This window comes from Cohnella terricola (genome assembly GCF_007786475.1).
Lineage (GTDB): Bacteria > Bacillota > Bacilli > Paenibacillales > Paenibacillaceae > Cohnella > Cohnella terricola.
Window position 1 is genome coordinate 1 of record NZ_VNJJ01000017.1, and the last position, 19,242, is coordinate 19,242.

Sequence of the window (19,242 nt, forward strand, 5' to 3'; positions counted from 1 at the left end):
AACATTGTTAGACTTTGTTAAATCTTTCAATACAAAGTTGTTTGACGTATTTGTAATTGCTGTTTCAACATTATTCGACAGATCATCTGTTAGGTTATTATTCGACTTATTGATATTCTGAAACAAATATACGATTAAGAGAGCCGAAAAAAATAATATAACATATGTAGTTACTAATTTTAACTTTTTCATAATACACCTCAATATTTCTAATTAGTTACATTAATGATATTCTATTTTCAATTAATTTCAAAGAGGATTGTCAGTTGTCCATCGAAGTCAGTTACTTCGCCTAACACCATATTCACGTATCGGGCATTCGCCCTCGGTCCGGCAAGAAGATAGAAGTGGATCGGAGAGGCATATCAGCTGCAGGGAAGCATAATCAGCCGGACACACCCGCACCACCTAACCGCATCGCGGCCGTCCTTCGGACTTAAGGTGGTGGGGCGTCGTGAATACAACAACGTTAGGCGAAATCAGAATTAAGCATATTAAGAAGAGAGGGATCAGAATGAATAGAGATTTATTATCTGCAAGAGGATTTGAAGGATTCATCCCAATACATTCAATAATAAATACTCCTTGCAAACAAATCCCGAATTCAAGAGGTATTTATGTGATTTATAAGGATACATTCGATAAAATCAAATTCTTAAAGGAAAGCAAAGCAGGATGGTTTAAGAATCAAGACCCAACAGTAGATATTGAGGCGCTTTCAAATAAATGGGTAGATGGATCATATGTTTTATATTTTGGAAAAGCTGGGTCACTAAACGAAAGTTCATCTTCAAATCTCAGAAGCAGAATCAAACAATATTTAGATTTTGGAGCAGGGAAGCCGATTGGACATAGAGGTGGCCGGTACATCTGGCAAATTGAAGGGTTTGAGAATTTGTTGGTTGCATGGTTAGTTAATGAAGAACTAGAACCAAGGCAATTAGAAATTGAATATATTAAAGAATTTACAAGTCATTACGGGGCAAAACCATTTGCTAATATCAATAATTGATTGATTATTCAGGATGGTTCTGACTTCGCCTAACACCATATTCACGCATCGGGCATAAGCCCTCGGTCCGGACCGGAGCAAGATGAGGATTCGATTGAGGCATTCCAGTAGCAAGGAAGTGGAATCAGCCGGACACATCCAACTCCCTAACCGCATCGCGGCCGCCCTTCGGGCTTAAGGGAGTTGGACGTCGTGAATACAAAACGTTAGGCGAAATCAGTCAAGACCATGAATCCAGAGGTGCTAAATGGATAACGAGATTATCTTCAAAGCAAAGGAATTATCAGAAAGAATCATTCGCCAAGCTGGTCAGATTTCTAAAGAGAAGTTTGATAACTTTGTAGAATTGAAATCTAAAGATGATTTTGGAGACGTGGTTACTGAAGTAGACCATATTGCTGAAGAGATTATCATTAATCAGATTAGAACTGCATTTCCAAATCATCAAATTCACAGTGAAGAAGTTGGAGTAATAGGCGAAGAGAATGATTGGCTATGGCTTATTGACCCATTAGATGGAACCAATAATTTTGCAATCGGTTTGTCTGTATTTACTACATCTATCACCTTGATGTACAAGAGAGAACCTGTACTGGGAGTTATTTATGAACCTATGACAGATAGACTTTTTACATCAGTCAGAGATCATGGGGCGTACTGTAATACAAGACCTATTAAAATTAAAAGTAATCCGAATATTCTCAAAGGAAATATTGGATGGATTCAAGGACATAAAGTACAGAACGATATCAAGGCAGTTAAATTAAGGCAATTTATTGATATTAGTTTTAAGAGAATGATGAGGTTATGGGCTCCTACCCTTGTGTGGTGCATGCTTGCCAAAGGAGACATAGATGGAATCATTCTTTTTAATTCAGAGGGTGATGATTTATATTCTGGAATCTTAATGGTAAAGGAAGCTGGAGGGATCGTAATAGATTTTGATGGTAATCCATTTACAGGTATGAATGCAGAACCATATATCATTGCATGCCATCCAGACCATAAAGAACAATTATTACGAATGGTGAGAACAGGTTTGAGTTGACTCGAGGGAGTGACTGACTTCGCCTAACACCGTGTTCACGCATCGGGGGACAAGCCCCCTTGGTCTGGCAGAGGGATCTCGGGGAAGTGGAGGCAGCCAGACACATCCGCACCGACTAAGCGTATCGCGCCCGGCCACTTTGTGGCCTTAAGTTGGTGGGACGTCGTGAACACAACAACGTTAGCTGAAATCCTGGAAAGTGCGAAAAAACCATAGAATCCAAATAAATATTTATATATTCACTGTCATAAAGAGGTGATTTGTATTTTCAAATTTAAAGTAATTGAAATAATGAAAACAGAACAAATGAGTTTTAGTTCACGAATTCCTAAGTACAAAGAAACATTATTTATATATGGACAGAAGATTTTAGATAAGGAAGTTTTGAGAATTGATGAATTGCTCTTTGAAGAAACTAACGAAGAAAACAAAGACTCGGTAATAGATTTTCCACTGGTCAGAAGACTTCCCTATAGAGAAGATCATTTTCATATAATTGTCAAACCACAATTCATAATCAATTCTCTAGATGATCATATAAAGATACTTGAAGAAAGAATATTGTGTAAGCATCCCATTGAAGTCCAGGACATCAGCTAACACCATATTCACGCTTCGGCATTCGCCCCTCGGTCCGGCAGGAGTCAGATGCGGTTCAAGAGGCATTTCAATATGCACGGAAGCAGGCTCAACCGGACACATCCGCACTACCTAACCACATCGCGGCCGCCCCTGTCGGGGCTTAAGGTGGTGGGACGTCGTGAATACACAAACGTTATACGAAACCACTTAACTGCGGGGGAGTTAATTATGGCGGATTCGAAGAAGTGGAAGAGCAAATTACTTTCATCAAGCCTGCCTCTTGAATATGAAGTAGCAAAAATTTTAGTTTCAAAAGGTTTTTCGGTGAGTGCAGATTACACATATAGTAGAAATGACACGGGGTTACACAAAGACTTTTCAGTAGATATCTCTGCAATAGCATTCCCCCCGTTTAGTAACGAACATAAGATTTCCTCGCAGGTAGAATTATTGGTTGAATGTAAGTACCGGGATGAGAACGTTAAATGGTTGTTTTTGCCTGATCCAAACAAACCGGATTATTCACATTTTACAATAGGAAATACAATTAGGATAATTGACCAGTTCTCTTCCTCTTTTATCAATTCAACTAAACCAGCGCAAAAATTTGATGATTTATTTGAGTATGCATATAAAGCAACCGAAATGAGATTAGGAGAAAGTCCTTCAGTTTATGATTCTGAAATAAAACATGGGTTAATGCAACTACAGTATGCTTTACCAGCATTATTTAACGATAGAATAAGCTTTGGAAACCATGTGGATGATATCGAGCCTATTTTTATTTGTCCTATTTTGGTGACATCAGCAGATTTGATATTACTGAATTCTAAGAACTCTGTATCTACAATATACTCCGCGGATACAATTAATGATTTGGGCAAATCGGTCCCATATATTTTACTGTATCATGATTATGGTCCAGACTTTCGAAATCATTGTCAAAACGTGTTTGCTGATTTTGCTGATTTAGAAGATTTGCCAATTATTGTTGAGCTAGAGGAAATGCGGAAGAAATCAAATGATAAATTTTATGATTTTGAATATCCAAGTAATTTTGGTAAATCATTATCATTGGCCACAAGGTACCTTTTGAATAAATATTTCACTCAGATTATTATCTGTAATATTAATGCTTTTCCCGCATTAATCGACAATTTAAAAAAAGCAATTAGTGATATGAACAGATCAATAAGAAAGATATGAATAATAGTTTGCATTTGCAGAGTAGAAGTGGCTTCGTATAACACCGTATTCACGCATCGGACATTCGCCCTCGGTCCGGCACGAAGTTAGAAGTGATTCGGAGAGGGATTTCAGTTTCGGGGAAGCAGAAGCAGCCGGACACATCGATCCCCCTAAGATAGGAGCTATCTAAGGGGGATCGACGTCGTGAATACAAGAACGTTAGATGAAATCTCGAAAGATCTATAAATAGAAAGAATGTCAAAATGATTATTACTAAGTTCAAAGCAAAAGAAATATTCTGAAGATATAAATTACTCATAAATGAGGTTAGTGAAATGAAATTTTCATTTGATGTAGGAATTAATGAGAAACACAGAGTCGATTTCAGCTTCAATCAATTTTGGGGCAATTTAAGCATTTGTGTTAATGGAAAGAAATTAATAAAGGATTTCATAATAATTTCAGTAAGTTTAACAAAGACTTATAATCTAGAGATTGGAGTAGAAGAAAGACACAAAGTAAAAATTGAGAAAACACGAAAACTCTTTTTTGCTGGTTTAAGAAAAACAAAATATAAAGTATATATTGATGGGGTATTAACAAATGAATTTGAAGGAAGATAGAAAAATATTTTATTTTGTGGGTTGGGTCAGAGGAGTTCGAGACTTCATCTAACACCGTATTCACGCATCGGGCATTCGCCCTTGGTCCGACAGGAGTAAGAAGTACATTCAGAGAGGCATTTCAGCTTAATGGAAGTGGAATCAGTCGGACATATCCGCACCGATTAAGCGCATCGCGCCCGGCGACTTCGTCGCCTTAAGTCGGTGGGACGTCGTGAATACAAGAACGTTATCGGAAATTAATGCAATTTATCTTGTGGAGGTATTTCTGTAGGAACTAAATTTGGAAACATTCATATCATTACAAGTTATAAAAATGAAGTGATTTCTGCCTTGAAGGATATTTCTTCAGGCAGAGCACAAACAAGTAGAAATCTTGAAATGTTTCAGGTTTTGAATCGATACTTGAAGAATTAAATAAAACTAAGAACATTTATTACCTTGGTGAATTAAGACCAGGTTGGGTTAGTGTATTGAATGATTCTTTTTATTGGGGAGAAGTTGAAGCATTTGGAGAAGAGCTTTCGAGTTTTATAAATTCTCCGATCTTAACAATCTCATATTTTGATGATGATCTTTTTGAATTGAATTTCTTTTTGAATGGTGGACTGCAAACCGGACATATTTGGTATTCAGAAGAAACTAGAGAAGCTTATGAACTTGAAGAAAAACGTGCTGATATAAGTATTTTGTCTGAACACATAGAGTACCAACACATAAAAAAATCAAATGAAATCTTGAATATTGATGATTGTGAGCAGGCAGTTGAAGAGCTTCAAAATTTACTGGAAATTCCGTTATGGATTAAATCTGACTGGTCTGAAGATATCGATGATAAAGAACTTATCAATAAATTTGAAAAACATAATTTAAATAATTGATTTTAGAGGTATACCGAGAAGGCATTAACTTCCGATAACACCATGTTTACGCATCGAGCCATTCGGCCCTCGGTCCGGCAGAAGTCAGATGGGATTCAGGGATGTAATTGACAGTAGCAGGGAAGCAGAATCAGCCGGACACATCCGCACCGACTTACGGCGACTTCGTCGCCGTAAGTCGGTGGGACGTCGTGAACACAAGAACGTTATCGGAAATTAATGCAATGTACAAATTACAAAACATAAATATCTTTGCAAACAACTGGGGGTAATTATGTGTTACGTATATTAAAAACAAATGAATTTAGAATTGGTGTATTATCAAGCATTGTAGCCACAATCATTTTAGTCTCGATTTTCAATCCTTTGATCAATTTATTTTGGAATTTTTTAAAGAATTCAGGAAATCAATTCTGGACAAGTTATCTAAACGGAATCATCGTTGAAACTTCGAAAGGAAATGACCGCATTATTTTTATTATTTTTTCTTTGGTACTGGCGCTATATATATGGTCCATTTTTACAATTTTTTTCAAAGGAAAAAAAGTAAAAAGGTTGGACAATTTGCTTGAACGGGCGTTAGATAAGACTATTGAGATCTCTAATCATTATACAGAAGAGTATCGATCTACAGTAAGATGGAAGAGGATAAAACGTATTTTTTGGACTTTTAGAACTCTTGAGATCATAACATATATATTTATTTTCGTTTATATTTTGTCAATAATTATTAAAACTACAATGATATTTAGTTTAAACACAACTTTTCAGCACCAGATTGTTATATTAAAACCTTATATAACAGCAAATGAAGTTATTAAGCTAGAGTCAGATTGGGCATTAATGAGGAATTATGAAGATTTTAAAAATATTAATGAATTAATAAATACAAAATTGAGAGAGAACAATATAAAGAAATAATATATAAGAGAACTCATGGAGCCATTAACTGCCAATATCACAATATTCACGCATCGGGGTGTTGCCCCTCGGTCCGGTAGGAGTTGGAGTGTTTCGACTGGAGCGAACTCGGAATCAGCCGGACACATACGCACCACCTAACCGCATCGCGGCCGGCGCTTTTGTCGCCACGACGTGAATACACGAACGTTATCGGAAATTAATGCAAAGCTGGTGAGATTGTAATAGTCGCTGTCAGATATTATTTACGAGATTTCCAAATTTAAAAATAAAAAGGAGAGTGATCAGCTCTCCTTTTTACCTGTAATTAGGGTTGTGTGCTATTTTCTTCTAAGTAAGTATAGCAATATGATTCCCATCAAGGAAGTGCAGACAATCCCGAAAGCCGTAGGGCTTATTGCGGCGATGATGCCCTGAAACCAGGGGAAAAATATCATCCCGAATGCACCTACTAGGAAAACTAACACTTCAATTACATAGCTCGCTGTACCACGCCAATTACTCATTCTAATTGCCCTCCATAGTAGTTTACCTCGGCAACTATTGTTAACTCGAGGGGGGCAACGGACTCTCACCGTTGCCCCGCTATGTTGGCAGCCAATTAGATTGTGTTGTAATGGTAACAGCGAAAATTTATGGAGGGTACAGATTCAAACCAAAGAAGGGCAATGAATGAGAATTGGCGATTTACCCAGCGAAAGTAAATCTATATAAAAAGTTTATCCGGTTAACAAATACGAAACATCCGTTTTGTAAACAATCAACATTTTTTTCATCGACATCCCCTCCTCTGATTGAATTAAGCAAAAAAGTACCCTCCAACGACTATTATATCTTGTATTACTTTATTTTCAAATTGCAAATACCTTTACAATAAAAGAGAATTCCATAAAACCTACTATGAGTTAATTACGATCAAGAATTAATTAAGTGGAAATCTAAGAGGGCATTAACATCCGATAACATCGTATTCACGCTGCGGGGCTTACGCCGCTGGGTCGTCAGATGTATAATGATGGAAGAAATTCAGACGACACACGCCCAAGCCCAAGATAGGAGATATTTAAGGCTTAGCCGCGTCGTGAATACGAGGAACGTTATGTGAAACCACCCAAAGACATATAAAGAATGGATGAAGTATGTGGACCCTATTTCTCTGGAACAATGGATAAAAACTCATTCAATAATTGAAAGAACTATAAACGGCTTCTGGGTCTGTTTTAAGAATTATCTTAACGAGTACCCGGAAGAAGTTAATATGTTTTCTGACGAGATTAATCTTGATGACATTACAATAAAAGTTGATACCATAGCGTATAAAACAACTTTTCATCCGGAATACCAAATCGCAGATAGTGAGTATTCCCAGGAAGTAGTATCTATTTTTGATGTCCTTTATAGGAATAAGAATATTGGATACTACAAGATGTTTTTTTATCTTGATGGTGAGTGCTACGACGATAGTTTAGTGACTGAATGGACAAAGTGGTATATAACAATAAAACTTGAGTCATTGATTGAACTTCAAAGGGATCTGAATAATGAACTCATTAATAATAATGTTAAGGTTGAAGAAGCAAGTATTTTCCAGAACATACTAGAGTCTAAAATAACGAAGATAAGAGCTCAAATATATAACTAAATTACTAGTGAGAATTCGAAGAAGTGGGTGGCATCACATAACAATGTGTTCACGCTTCAGCGGACAAGCCGCCTCGGTCCCGGATGATAAGTCGGGGAAGTGATTGCCGGGACACATCCATTCACCGAACCGCATCGCGGCGGACCTAAAGTTCCTTATGGTGAATGTACGTCGTGAACACGGAAACGTTATTTGAAAGTCTCGAAATACATATTTTATAAGGAGTTGCACTGAAGTGGAAAACCTTAAGAGAAAAATAAAAAGGAAAGCTACTTTGTTTCAGATCGGTGGTTATAGACCTTCCGGAGAACTAACAAGTTCTATATTCGGTAAGGTAAATTTATCGCTTCCCAATGAAGAATGGCCTTATTCAAATAATAAACCTATGATTCCACTATGCCAAATTAACATAACTCAATTACCTTATATTCCAGAATTACTGAAGGATATTGAAATGATCACATTGTTTATTGATAGTGACGAACTTCCGGATAATAATCCAAATGGACAGAAGTGGTGTCTTCGAGCCTATAAATGTATTAAAGATCTTGTCCCTATACTTAACGTCCCATATGAATCTAATATAATGGTTTTTGAGATGAAACCATCACTAATAGAAGAAGACTATCCTTGTTGGGATGATTTTGTTGAGGAGTTAAACAAACAAAACATACCCATTACAGAAGAAGTCAACGAATTCTATGATAATCATTTGAATAATGTTTCAGGATTTAAAGTAGGTGGATGGCCAACAACAATACAATCAGAAATATATTGGGCTCCATATAATCAGCATCCCGTAAATCCTCTGTTTGTATTTCAAATCGATTCAACTGAAAAGGGGAATTGGTATTGGGGAGACAGTGGCGTAGGTTACTTTGGTCGAGGAACAACAAGTGAAGGATCTAATGAGTGGGTTATCGAATGGCAATGTTTTTAGTATTTCGAAGAAGTCGAGACCTTCACATAACACCATATTCACGCTTTGGGCCATTCGACCCTCGTTCCGGTACGAAGTTAGAAGAGGATTCGGAGAGGTATTTCAGTTACGGGGAAGCATTAGCAACCGGACACATCCGCACCACCTAACCGCATCGCGACGCCCTTTGGGCTTAAGGGAGTTGTACGTCGTGAATACAAAACGTTAGGTGAAATTGCTAAAGTACAAATAAAAACGTCCAATTCTGTTAAGAATTGAACTAGTGTTTGTAGACATCACCACGAGAGCTAATCTTGATTACATAAATCATCAGTTTTTGATTTTCAACAGAATAAATTACTCTATGAGAGCCAACCCTCAATCTGAATTCACTTTCTGTTCCCTTTAACCTTTTGATATCAAGTTCCGAATTAAAGGGATTTTCCAAAAGAACTTGTAAGGCATTTGTAATTCTTATTCGTAAAGGACGTTCTAATTTTTGAAGATATTTAAGGGCATCCTTATCAATTTCAATTGAGTAGATCATTTAAAACATCCTTTAGTTTAATACCTTCGCCACGGGCAAACGATTCTTTAGCTTCTTTAATAGCTTTGAGATCATCTTCAGTTGTTGGTTCATCGTCCCATGGAATATGCCTATTGGATTTATTAACCAAGTTCTTTAGGAAATCAGCTGCTATTGGAAGGTCATCTTCAGACAACTGTTGAATTAATTGATTAAGATCACTTTTGGAAACAGCCAAAGTATTCAACCCCTTTAAGGAATATCCTAATAACATTATAACACCAATTCAGAAATTCAGTCATAAGGATATTGATCAAGTGTTCCAGGAAGTCAGCAACATCACCTAACATCATATTCACGCATCGGGGCATTCGCCCCTCGGTCCGCCCGAGGGATTTCATAGAAGAAGATTCAGGCGGACACACCTGCGAGGCTAACTGCGCAAGCGCAACCGGACCTGATCGAACGTAATGAAAGTTCGATCTTTGGAATCCTTAAGCCTCTCGGCGTCGTGAACACGGGAACGTTATCTGAAAGATACGTAGTGATTATTGAAGGGATGATTAAATTGAAGCCAGGGTTAATAGTTTTTCTAAATGGAACTTCAAGTTCTGGAAAGACTTCCATATCGACTGAACTATTAAACAAAAATGAGATCTCGTTTTATCATTTATCAATTGATGATTTTTTTAATGGTTTGTTTCATGACTACATTGATTTCATTAACACCAAATATGCAGAAGATGTGCAAGGCCCAACCAATATAATTATTGAACCATTGATTACTTTGTTTTATTCAACAATTAAATTTATGTCGGTAATGGGGACGAATATCATTGTAGATACAGTAAATGATACGGATGAACGATTTAATACATTTCTAGGTTTATTAATGGATCATCCTGTACTGCTTGTAGGAGTAACTTGCTCGAAAGAGGAGCTTACTAGGAGAGAAAAACTAAGGGGAGATAGAGAGATTGGTTTAGCACTCTCACAGTATGATAAAGTTTATTGCCTTAATAAGTATGACCTTGAACTAAATACTGAAACCTTGAGTCCAGATGAATGCGCTAATTTGATATTAAACTTTATTAGATCAAATCGTGAATGCTCTGCTTTTAAGAAGTTAAATAAAAGAAGTGTTGGTGTTTCTTAGAAGCCGTATCCTTCAGATAACACCATGTTCACGCATCGGGCCATTCGGCCCTCAGTCCGGCAGAAGTTAGATGTGGTTTCGGGGCGGCATTTCAGCAGCGGGGAAGTAAATTCAGCCGGAAACATCCGCACCGACTAAGCGCATCGCGCCCGGCGACTTCGTCGCCTTAAGTAGGTGGGACGTCGTGAACACAAGAACGTTATCTGAAACTACTCGAAGGGCGGGACAAACAATGACAATACATCAAACAATAAAGTTCATCGGTCAGGAACTCTCGCAAACATTAACAGATTATGATAAGTGGTTTGATTTAGATTCAGAACTGCTAAGATTTAGACCTAAAATAGGGTGGAGTATCGAACAAATAACCAATCATTTTTTATTAATATTGATCCGTAAAGGATTTAATAAGGCTCAAGAACTTGCAAGGAAGGTCGACCTAAATGAAGCATTATCAAGTTATCAATATAATTTAAGCGAACTTGATCAGATTGCTAAACATAAATCATTTGAATGGATACGACCAGAACATATGGAACCAAAAGGTGATAAATCATTAATTGAAGTAAAAACAATATTAGCAGAGCAGATAAACGAATGTAAAGATATGCTACATGGAATACCAAATGGTGAAGGGACTTTATATAAAACAACAATGACAGTAAATAATCTTGGAAAGATTGATGTCTATCAATATATTTATTTTTTATGTCAGCATGCAAGACGTCATATTATTCAAATGCAAGGTGTAATAGATGAGTACTGCAGATTCAAAGATGCCGAGTAGCATCAGATAACACCATATTCACGCATCGGGGCGTTGCCCCTCGGTCCGGCAGGAGTTAGATGTGGGTCCGGAGAGGCATTTCAGTATAAAGGGAAGCAGAATCAGCCGGACACACCTGCGAGGCTAAGTGGCGGAGCCACCCGGAGACTTCGTCCCCTTAAGCCTCTCGGCGTCGTGAATACAAGAACGTTAGACGAAACCACTAATTGATAAGAGGTAAATAACATGTATTTATCTAAACTTCTTTTAGCATTTGCGATCTGCCTGTCACATACAGTTTCTCAGAATAATTTCGCTGTTTATAGGGATTTTTCTTTTCACGTTGAGGATAAATCTATTCAAGTTGGCGAGTTTGAGGAACATCTTGATTTAATAAATATACTTGGTAAGGCAAAATACATTGAGGATGGAATTCTTGGAGAAGATGCAGATACCTATGCCGGAATTTATTATAAGAACATTGACTATGAAGACTTGCGGTTGGAATTTTTTGGTGGGTCATTAGTGACGGCTATTTTTAAATCTGATAAATATAAAAGCTATAGAGGAATAAAAGTAGGAGATAGTAAAGGGAAAATGCTTTTATATTATCCTGGGATAATTAATAGAGGCAATGTAACGGATGATCCTAATGTAATTGTATATGAATTAGTAATAAATAATCAGAATTATAGTCTTGATTTTAATGTAAAGAATATGAAGATTATAGAAATTAGAATCGATTATAATTATCAATAAAGTGGGCATCGCCTAACAAAGTATTCACGCTTCGGGCCATACGGCCCTGATCTATCAGAGGTAATTCAAGGAAGATTATTCAGGCAGATACATCCAATCCCCTATGATAAGAGCTATCTAAGGGGATTGGACGTTGTGAATACACGAACGTTAGAGGAAATAGTGGTAGAAATTATTAATAAAGGTGGTAGTTCATTGAAGCAGTTGGTACAGAAAGACTTTGGTATTATCAAGCGTTTTAATTGGGGCGAGAAGAACTTGTTTATTACGGATTCAATTATAGAAGGGAAGAAAGATGCAGAAGTTTTTGTGAATGAGAATCAAACGATGATTCTAATTTGGGACAAAGGACACTGTATCTATATTAATGGTGATGAAGAGACTACCAATGAATTGGTAAGGGTACTTCATTTCTTAACAGATCATTTATTAGATAAAGAAGTAAGAAGTCAATTGAGAGTCTTGAAGATATATTTCAAAGAAGCCGATGAATCGGTTATATTGAATTCTCTTAAAGATTTTAACCCTAGGATTCTCAATAGGATACTGTACAAACATAATCTTAATAAACCATTTCCTCAGATTTTCTTAGAAACAGATATAGTTATCAAAGAAATTAACCGGGAAGCAATATTGAGGAAGAGTCCAGGATCTCATCAGTCAATGATAGAAGAAATCGTTAACATGTGGGGCAGTGAAGAGTCATTTTTACTTAATGGCTTTGGTAATTACGCCACTAATGAAGAAGGTAATATTGTTAGTTGGTGCACATCGGAATATAACAGCAATTCTCATTGTGGAATTGGCATTGAGAGTATAACAGAATATCAAGGAAAAGGGATAGCGACGGCAAATACTATCCATTTTCTAATTAAGTGCCTAGAGAAAAATATAATTCCATATTGGGATTGCTGGAAATCAAATATACCATCAATAAGAGTTGCAGAAAAAACAGGATTTGAAAAACAGTTAGAGTACAAAGTAATTTTGATTAACCTGATATGAACGCGTTTCATAGAAGAGCACTACTTCCTCTAACACCATATTCACGCATCGGGCCATTCGACCCTCGGTCCGGCAGATGTTGAAGAGAAATCGATTGGAGGGAACTCAGATACAGGGAAGCAGAATCAGCCGGACACATCCAACTCCCTAACCGCATCGCGGCCGCCCTTCGGGCTTAAGGGAGTTGGACGTCGCGAATATAAGAACGTTATACTACATCTCTGAAGTGCTTGTAGTGCAGATGATTCGTAATAATCTTTAATATATAAGTTGAGATTCTTGGAGGGGCGTACCATGAAGGTATATTTCAGAAAAGGAATAGACAATGAAATAGCAAACCATAATTTTTATGCTGCTTACGATGGCTTTAAACAGATGGGGTTTGAAATATGCTATTTTCAAGATATTAATGAACTGCCTAAACATCAGAAGGAGGATATCGTTGTTGGTTATGTGGACGACGTTAGAAATATACTTCGCCATTACGAAATTGTCGCCCCAGAGCTTGATTATCCTGAGGAGCTAACTTCATATTTGGGAAGAAAAGTCTGGAAGTCCAGACTCAGCATCGTTGCTAATAATCCGGAGAACTGGAATGTATTTGTCAAGCCAGTAGAAGATAAGAAATTTACGGGAACTGTAGTGAGAAGTACAAAAGACTTAGTGGGCTGTGGGACATATGGTGAAGATCCTGAAATCTTTTGTTCTGAAGTAGTAAAGTTAGTAGCAGAGTGGAGATGCTTCGTAAGATACGGAAACATTTTGGATGTTCGTAGGTATCGTGGAGATTGGCGGAATCATTTTGATCCCCGAATTGTTCAAGATATCGTCAATCAGTTCAAAACTGCTCCAAATGGATATTCGGTAGACATTGGGTTAACTGATAAGGGTGAGACTCTTCTAATTGAAATTAATGATGGATATGCACTAGGACATTATGGTCTAAATTCTCTTGACTATGCAAAATTATTATCTGCCAGGTGGTCAGAATTGACAAAAACAATAGATGAATGTGATTTTTAAGTCAAAAAGGGTAAGTAGTTGATTCGGAGAAGTCAGAGACGTCGTATAACACCATGTTCACGCATCGGGGCATTCGCCCCTCGGTCCGGCAGGAGTTAGATGAGGATTCGAAGTTGCAATTTTCAGCAGCAGTGAAGCGGGATCAGCCGGATACATCCGCACCGACTAAGCGCATCGCACCCGGCGACATTCGTCGCCTTAAGTCGGTGGGACGTCGTGAATACAACAACGTTATCAGATATCATTGCAAGGGCAAAATATTATAATCCATATTATTTACATTTACGAGGTGTGCAGATGTTAGACGCATTCACTAAAAAGAGACTTGAAAAATTAATGACTGATTACGTAGAAGAGAAAATTCCAACGCATATTCGTAATCAAATCAGACTTAACTACAAATTCAGAGGTAATAATATTACTCTAATTGAAGAACGACCGGCCTTCATGAGTGATCAATGGGTAGAAATAGATATAGCCCAATTTCGATTAGATCAAAACAAATGGAAAGTATATTGGAGAGATAGTAAGAATAACTGGCATTTTGTTGAAGACATTATTCCAGATGAAGATTTTGAAAAACAATTGAAAATCGTAGATAAAGATAACAGAGGATTATTTTGGGGCTGATTCGAAGAGGGCAATGACTTCTAATAACACCATGTTCACGCATCGGGCCATTCGGCCTTCGGTCCGTCAGGAGTCAGATGAGGATTCGAAGTTGCAATTTTCAGCAGCGTGAAGCGGGATCAGCCGGACACATTGCAACGACTAAGCGCATCGCGTCCGGCGACATTCGTCGCCTTAAGTAGGTGGGACATCGTGAACACAATAACGTTATATGAAATACGAGGCAAGATCAAAATCATGAAATGGACTAACGTGTTTAAAAGTTGTGTATTATAATAACATAAGGATATCAATGGAGTGATCTCATGAGCGTGAAAGACGAATTGATCAAAATCATTCAGGATCTTCCGGATAATGTAACTGTAGAAGAAACTCTATATAAACTATATGCTCGAGCAAGGATCGAAGAAGGAATTCATGAATTGGATACAGGTAAAGGGATTAGTCACACTGAAGCTCTGGGGAAAATCAGGTCATGGATGAATTAATTTGGTCACCAAGATCTCTTAAAGATCTTGAGCTTATTTATGAATACATCAAAGAAGACTCCATCGAAGCCGCAAGTTTGTTCGTAAATGAACTTATAATTGAAACCACAGCGATTAGTAATTTCCCGCTTAAGGGTTGAAAAGTGCCGGAATTTATGAATGAGCAGATAAGAGAGAAGCTATACAAAAGCTATAGGATTATTTATAGAATTCAAACGGAACAAATTGAGGTTGTAACATTTTTACATCAATCTAGAAGGCTTATCAAACAAGAGTTTAAATGACATCATGTGAAAGTTCAGGCATGGTGTTATTTTTTATTTAAGGGATTATTTGATAGCGAAGCGAAGTCAGTCGGACACATCCAACACCCTAACCGCATCGCGGCCGCCACTTCGTGGCTTAAGTCGCTGGGACGTCGTGAACACAAGAACGTTATACGAAATCCTTGTAAGAGTATAAATTTTAAGGCGAATTAAGGTGCGGCACCCAAGTATACCTTTCTTGGTTTCTGTTTATAGATTGCCGAAGTAATGAAAGTACAAAACATAATATCAAGGAATTTCTACGTATCTTCATTCTTATTTGAACTAAAACAAAAAGGGTTGAACTGCGTGATAAGAAAAGGCTATTTCATTGACAAAGAAAAAAAACGGATTTATAACGATGAAAAAATAGTTTCAAGTAAAATTTACGCTGAATATCCTTCTTTACAGGAACTTGGACAAATGATTTTTAATGGTGAAGTAGAAGAAATATTTATCTGTAACTATCAAACAGGACAAAAATGCGAATTAGAGCGATTATCGATAAATGATGTTAAGGCTGATTGGAATACAAAGTACGAAAATAATATATTCCTTGACGATGAAGCGTATTTAGATGATTTCCCTAATGGATATTGCTTTTTTGTTGAACTTTGGGAAAGCGAAAAAGGAATTCCTTTTCTGGTGTTATTCTATTGTCATTAAAAGTTCCATTAGTTTGGTAGCAGTTCATGAGGACAAGGACTTCGTATAACACCATATTCGCGCTTTAAGGGCCATTCGGCCCTCGATCAGGCCGAGGGCTTTTGAGGAAGTGGGTAGCAGCCGGACACATCCAACTCCCTAACAGCGTCGCGGCCAGTCTTTCGGGCTTGAGGGAGTTTGACGTCGTGAATACATTAACGGTATCTGAAAATGATGTAAGTGCAGTAATACAATAAAATCAGAAAGCGGAGGAATTAACAATATGCTTCGTTGTTCTTGGTGTATGAAGAAAATCAAAGAAAACAATGAATGCTTGGGCTTGGGCGTAAAATTCAAAAATGAAGTAGCTTTTAAACAAGCTCAAGGGACAATCCAATCAATTTTTCTAGCATCTAGGAATACAAGCGTTCCGTTAATTATTGTCGCGGATAACTCGGAAGCAAAGAAACAAGGACAAGATGGGATATTTGCTCTTTGTAGTGAAAAGTGTGGAGTACAGATGAAAAAGACATTAACTGATGAAACAAACCTGTTTAAAGCAATAGGAGAAATGATGGATCTAAGATAAAAAAGCAATACATGTACGATCATAAACATTTTTTCAGTATATTCGAAGAAGACATCAACTTCACATACACCATATTCACGCATCGGGTATTCACCCTTGGTCCGGCAGGAGTTTGGAGTGTGTTCAGAGAGGCATTTCAGTATCGAGGAAGCTGGATCAGCCGGATAAGTAAAAGTACTATTGAATAAGAATTCATGATGGTGATTACTTCAGATAACACCATATTCGCGTTGCGGGCAATTCGGCCCTTGATCACAAAAACGTTAAATGAAATAGTTGCAAAGCGAAATATACTACTCAATTCAGGAGGGCAAAATTGGAATTCATTAATGAAGTTGTTCAAATCTATATTCCTTCAACAGATATTAAGAGATCAGTAGATTGGTATGTTGACGTTTTTGCTTATCAATTAATATGGGTGGAAGAAAGTTCTGCAAATCTTAAATTGCCTAGTGGGCCATTATTATTCTTGAAAAAAATAAAAACATCACAGTCGTTAAAATTTATTACAGAAGATCAAGAGGAATCGCCAGTTATTAGTTTTAAGACAAGCAATTTTATATCATTTCACAACCAATTGAAAGTTAAAGGAATTAATGTGTCGGAAATCAATGAATACGGTTTAGGTGAGAATGGACCATTTAGAGATTTTTTAATTAGAGATCCAGATTCGAACTTAATAGAAGTTAATGAGTTTCCAGACCTTTACATGCCGCAGTACAGAGGAATTGAATAATCGATATGGGAAGCTCCAGAAGGCAACAACTTCATCTATCACCATATTCACGCATCGGGCCATTCGGCCCTCCGTCCGGACCGGAGCAGAAGCGGATACGATAGGAGTGAACTCGCGGCCGCCCTTCGGGCTTACGGGGATGGAAGTCGTGAATACGACAACGTTATATGACTTACAAAGAAAGGAAGTAAGAGATTATTAATACTCCAACACGAATAATGTTTTGTTTCATTGCCTTAATTTTTATTGTAACAAGTTGTAAATATAATTCTGAGAATGAACCTGACATGCCAGACGCATCGCCCACATACATTGGTCCAGCAAATTATGATGATATTAAAGAGTTGTTTACGGATTCTGGATTAGGGGGTTATTGGGATCTTTTCAAGCCGTTGATTGAACCAGGAATTGTTTTAACACCAGTCCCAACAGAAGAACATAACATTGAGATTGGCAAAAGTAAAATTGGTGGGAGTCCCGATTTACCTGCATCATTTTCTTGGCCGCATTGGCGAGACATACCAATGTCCTTTTTAGCTCAAATTAACTTGAGTGAATTACCAATGGAGTCTTTTAACGAGAAATATCCAAGAGAAGGCATTATATATTTCTTTTATGTTTATGATTCTGATATATGGTATGAAGACCCAGAATTTGATGTTGATCAATATAAGAATGGAAAGGTTCTATATTACCCAACAACTTCACAGTTACAAAGAGTTACTGCACCAAAAGAATTAAGAGAGGTCCAAGTTTTTAAGAATTGTTCGATAAAGTTTAATGTTGAGTTAACGATACCAGATTCCGATTATCTACAAGAAAATAGGATAATCCTTGATAATGAGAGCCTCGAAATGTATTGGTCTAAGTTTAGCCCGGCTTTCTTAGATAAACATAGTCTAGGAATAGGCTTTAGATTTCTTGGATACATAGATCCTTTACAATTTGGTGGTTATCTATCAAGTGAAACGTTATTGTTTCAAGCTGATTCTAATAGCGATATAGGAATGGAGTGGGATTCATCAGGTCTTTTATATTTCTTTATTGATAAAGAAGATTTAATAAATCTGGATTTCGAGAACGTTATGACAAGTCGAGTCGGAACTTAGTTGGTATTTTAATCTTCGGGCTTAAGGGAGATCAACGCCGTGAACACAACTGCGCTATAGGAATTATCCGCAAAATATAAAAGAAAGGGAGTTTTCTATGGAACTTCAAGATATCAATCAAAAATTAAAAGAGACCAGAGACGAATTATTTGGAATTCTTACTGGATTGAGTGGGGATCAATTAAACAAACAGAAAGACATAAACAGTTGGAGTATTAGTCAGGTTTGTCAACACCTATATAAGACAGAAGAATTATATGTCGTAGCGATAAAGAAAGGATTAAAGAGCAGCGAAGATTCATTTATAGAAAATAAACCAGTAGAAATTCTACTTGATAGAAGTCATAAGTTAGAAGCTCCTGACATTGCTAAACCAACGGATGAAATTTTAGAATATCAAGAGATCATTGAGAAACTAAACAATTCAAGACAGAAGTTAAATGAACTATTAAATACATTAGCAGACCCGGCAGTGCTGAGTAAAAGACATTTTATACACCCCGCCTTTAAAGAGATGTTATTAATTGAATGGGTTAAATCACTTTACTTGCATGAACAAAGGCATATTAAACAAATAAATGAAATTATAGATAGACTTAAGTAAATGAGCTGAATATTCCGAAGAAAATCGCGAGGCTATTCCTATAACGGGGATGGCCTTTTTAGTGATTTCATAAGAGTATAACTCG

Annotated in this window: 23 protein-coding genes and 1 pseudogene; 22 read left to right on the forward strand and 2 right to left on the reverse strand. The window is 37.1% G+C overall.

Annotation, left to right across the window (positions count from 1 at the left end):
* Positions 1-454: 454 nt before the first annotated feature.
* The 9 genes from FPZ45_RS21165 to FPZ45_RS21205 all read left to right on the forward strand — a co-directional run bounded on the left by FPZ45_RS21165 (position 455) and on the right by FPZ45_RS21205 (position 8,837).
* A complete protein-coding gene (locus FPZ45_RS21165; protein ID WP_144706250.1) occupies positions 455-1,012 on the forward strand; it encodes a hypothetical protein in 558 nt (185 codons plus the stop codon).
* A gap of 247 nt (positions 1,013-1,259) precedes the next feature.
* Positions 1,260-2,060 (forward strand): inositol monophosphatase family protein, encoded by an 801-nt coding sequence (locus FPZ45_RS21170; RefSeq protein ID WP_144706252.1) that lies wholly within the window; start codon positions 1,260-1,262, stop codon positions 2,058-2,060.
* Between the two features lie 291 nt (positions 2,061-2,351).
* Positions 2,352-2,660, forward strand: a complete 309-nt coding sequence (locus FPZ45_RS21175; protein ID WP_144706254.1) for a hypothetical protein — start codon at positions 2,352-2,354, stop codon at positions 2,658-2,660.
* Between the two features lie 210 nt (positions 2,661-2,870).
* Positions 2,871-3,848 (forward strand): hypothetical protein, encoded by a 978-nt coding sequence (locus FPZ45_RS21180; RefSeq protein WP_144706256.1) that lies wholly within the window; start codon positions 2,871-2,873, stop codon positions 3,846-3,848.
* A 317-nt stretch (positions 3,849-4,165) separates the two neighbouring features.
* On the forward strand, positions 4,166-4,453 hold the full coding sequence (locus FPZ45_RS21185) for a hypothetical protein (RefSeq protein WP_144706258.1): 288 nt from the start codon (positions 4,166-4,168) through the stop codon (positions 4,451-4,453).
* Between the two features lie 473 nt (positions 4,454-4,926).
* Positions 4,927-5,334, forward strand: a complete 408-nt coding sequence (locus FPZ45_RS21190) for a hypothetical protein (protein ID WP_144706260.1) — start codon at positions 4,927-4,929, stop codon at positions 5,332-5,334.
* Positions 5,335-5,610: 276 nt separating this feature from the next.
* Positions 5,611-6,255 carry a hypothetical protein gene (locus tag FPZ45_RS21195; protein ID WP_144706262.1) on the forward strand — a complete coding sequence of 215 codons (645 nt, stop codon included), beginning with the start codon at positions 5,611-5,613 and terminating at the stop codon, positions 6,253-6,255.
* A gap of 1,141 nt (positions 6,256-7,396) precedes the next feature.
* Entirely contained in the window at positions 7,397-7,897 is a 501-nt protein-coding gene (locus tag FPZ45_RS21200; RefSeq protein WP_144706264.1) for a hypothetical protein, read from the forward strand.
* 235 nt (positions 7,898-8,132) lie between these two features.
* Complete coding sequence (locus tag FPZ45_RS21205) at positions 8,133-8,837, forward strand: DUF1963 domain-containing protein (RefSeq protein ID WP_222430798.1); 705 nt, start codon at positions 8,133-8,135, stop codon at positions 8,835-8,837.
* 259 nt (positions 8,838-9,096) lie between these two features.
* Here FPZ45_RS21205 and FPZ45_RS21210 read toward each other — a convergent pair whose 3' ends face one another.
* Both FPZ45_RS21210 and FPZ45_RS21215 read right to left on the reverse strand, forming a co-directional pair.
* A complete protein-coding gene (locus FPZ45_RS21210) occupies positions 9,097-9,363 on the reverse strand; it encodes a type II toxin-antitoxin system RelE family toxin (protein ID WP_222430799.1) in 267 nt (88 codons plus the stop codon).
* Positions 9,347-9,580: a hypothetical protein gene (locus FPZ45_RS21215; RefSeq protein WP_144706266.1), complete on the reverse strand. Its 234-nt coding sequence runs from the start codon at positions 9,578-9,580 to the stop codon at positions 9,347-9,349. The genes FPZ45_RS21210 and FPZ45_RS21215 overlap by 17 nt, the downstream gene beginning before the upstream one ends.
* Positions 9,581-9,910: 330 nt before the next feature.
* Between FPZ45_RS21215 and FPZ45_RS21220 the strand changes: the two genes are divergently transcribed.
* The 13 genes and pseudogenes from FPZ45_RS21220 to FPZ45_RS21285 all read left to right on the forward strand — a co-directional run bounded on the left by FPZ45_RS21220 (position 9,911) and on the right by FPZ45_RS21285 (position 19,157).
* Positions 9,911-10,498: a chloramphenicol phosphotransferase CPT family protein gene (locus tag FPZ45_RS21220; RefSeq protein ID WP_144706268.1), complete on the forward strand. Its 588-nt coding sequence runs from the start codon at positions 9,911-9,913 to the stop codon at positions 10,496-10,498.
* Between the two features lie 184 nt (positions 10,499-10,682).
* Positions 10,683-11,285: a DinB family protein gene (locus tag FPZ45_RS21225; RefSeq protein WP_246120537.1), complete on the forward strand. Its 603-nt coding sequence runs from the start codon at positions 10,683-10,685 to the stop codon at positions 11,283-11,285.
* A 225-nt stretch (positions 11,286-11,510) separates the two neighbouring features.
* A complete protein-coding gene (locus FPZ45_RS21230) occupies positions 11,511-12,023 on the forward strand; it encodes a hypothetical protein (protein WP_144706269.1) in 513 nt (170 codons plus the stop codon).
* Between the two features lie 135 nt (positions 12,024-12,158).
* On the forward strand, positions 12,159-13,028 hold the full coding sequence (locus tag FPZ45_RS21235) for a GNAT family N-acetyltransferase (RefSeq protein ID WP_186438498.1): 870 nt from the start codon (positions 12,159-12,161) through the stop codon (positions 13,026-13,028).
* 294 nt (positions 13,029-13,322) lie between these two features.
* On the forward strand, positions 13,323-14,051 hold the full coding sequence (locus tag FPZ45_RS21240) for an ATP-grasp domain-containing protein (protein ID WP_144706273.1): 729 nt from the start codon (positions 13,323-13,325) through the stop codon (positions 14,049-14,051).
* Positions 14,052-14,267: 216 nt separating this feature from the next.
* Entirely contained in the window at positions 14,268-14,681 is a 414-nt protein-coding gene (locus tag FPZ45_RS21245; protein ID WP_246120538.1) for a DUF3024 domain-containing protein, read from the forward strand.
* A gap of 305 nt (positions 14,682-14,986) precedes the next feature.
* On the forward strand, positions 14,987-15,169 hold the full coding sequence (locus tag FPZ45_RS21250; RefSeq protein ID WP_144706275.1) for a hypothetical protein: 183 nt from the start codon (positions 14,987-14,989) through the stop codon (positions 15,167-15,169).
* Positions 15,157-15,453 (forward strand): annotated as a pseudogene (locus FPZ45_RS25845) (type II toxin-antitoxin system RelE/ParE family toxin). The gene FPZ45_RS21250 and the pseudogene FPZ45_RS25845 overlap by 13 nt, the downstream one beginning before the upstream one ends.
* Positions 15,454-15,783: 330 nt before the next feature.
* Positions 15,784-16,140 (forward strand): hypothetical protein, encoded by a 357-nt coding sequence (locus tag FPZ45_RS21265; RefSeq protein ID WP_144706281.1) that lies wholly within the window; start codon positions 15,784-15,786, stop codon positions 16,138-16,140.
* A 262-nt stretch (positions 16,141-16,402) separates the two neighbouring features.
* Complete coding sequence (locus FPZ45_RS21270) at positions 16,403-16,708, forward strand: hypothetical protein (RefSeq protein WP_144706283.1); 306 nt, start codon at positions 16,403-16,405, stop codon at positions 16,706-16,708.
* Between the two features lie 316 nt (positions 16,709-17,024).
* Positions 17,025-17,444, forward strand: coding sequence for a VOC family protein (locus FPZ45_RS21275; protein WP_144706285.1), 420 nt, complete (start codon positions 17,025-17,027; stop codon positions 17,442-17,444).
* Between the two features lie 287 nt (positions 17,445-17,731).
* On the forward strand, positions 17,732-18,553 hold the full coding sequence (locus tag FPZ45_RS21280; RefSeq protein WP_186438499.1) for a YwqG family protein: 822 nt from the start codon (positions 17,732-17,734) through the stop codon (positions 18,551-18,553).
* A gap of 97 nt (positions 18,554-18,650) precedes the next feature.
* Positions 18,651-19,157 carry a DinB family protein gene (locus FPZ45_RS21285; RefSeq protein ID WP_144706289.1) on the forward strand — a complete coding sequence of 169 codons (507 nt, stop codon included), beginning with the start codon at positions 18,651-18,653 and terminating at the stop codon, positions 19,155-19,157.
* The last annotated feature ends 85 nt before the right edge of the window (positions 19,158-19,242 follow it).

Bases quoted from the DNA above. Each gene is read 5' to 3' on its own strand.
- FPZ45_RS21170 (WP_144706252.1), top strand. From the start codon at position 1,260: ATGGATAACGAGATTATCTTCAAAGCAAAGGAATTATCAGAAAGAATC.
- FPZ45_RS21175 (WP_144706254.1), top strand. From the start codon at position 2,352: ATGAAAACAGAACAAATGAGTTTTAGTTCACGAATTCCTAAGTACAAA.
- FPZ45_RS21180 (WP_144706256.1), top strand. From the start codon at position 2,871: ATGGCGGATTCGAAGAAGTGGAAGAGCAAATTACTTTCATCAAGCCTG.
- FPZ45_RS21185 (WP_144706258.1), top strand. From the start codon at position 4,166: ATGAAATTTTCATTTGATGTAGGAATTAATGAGAAACACAGAGTCGAT.
- FPZ45_RS21210 (WP_222430799.1), bottom strand. From the start codon at position 9,363: ATGATCTACTCAATTGAAATTGATAAGGATGCCCTTAAATATCTTCAA.
- FPZ45_RS21230 (WP_144706269.1), top strand. From the start codon at position 11,511: ATGTATTTATCTAAACTTCTTTTAGCATTTGCGATCTGCCTGTCACAT.
- FPZ45_RS21240 (WP_144706273.1), top strand. From the start codon at position 13,323: ATGAAGGTATATTTCAGAAAAGGAATAGACAATGAAATAGCAAACCAT.
- FPZ45_RS21250 (WP_144706275.1), top strand. From the start codon at position 14,987: ATGAGCGTGAAAGACGAATTGATCAAAATCATTCAGGATCTTCCGGAT.
- FPZ45_RS21270 (WP_144706283.1), top strand. From the start codon at position 16,403: ATGCTTCGTTGTTCTTGGTGTATGAAGAAAATCAAAGAAAACAATGAA.
- FPZ45_RS21280 (WP_186438499.1), top strand. From the start codon at position 17,732: ATGCCAGACGCATCGCCCACATACATTGGTCCAGCAAATTATGATGAT.
- FPZ45_RS21285 (WP_144706289.1), top strand. From the start codon at position 18,651: ATGGAACTTCAAGATATCAATCAAAAATTAAAAGAGACCAGAGACGAA.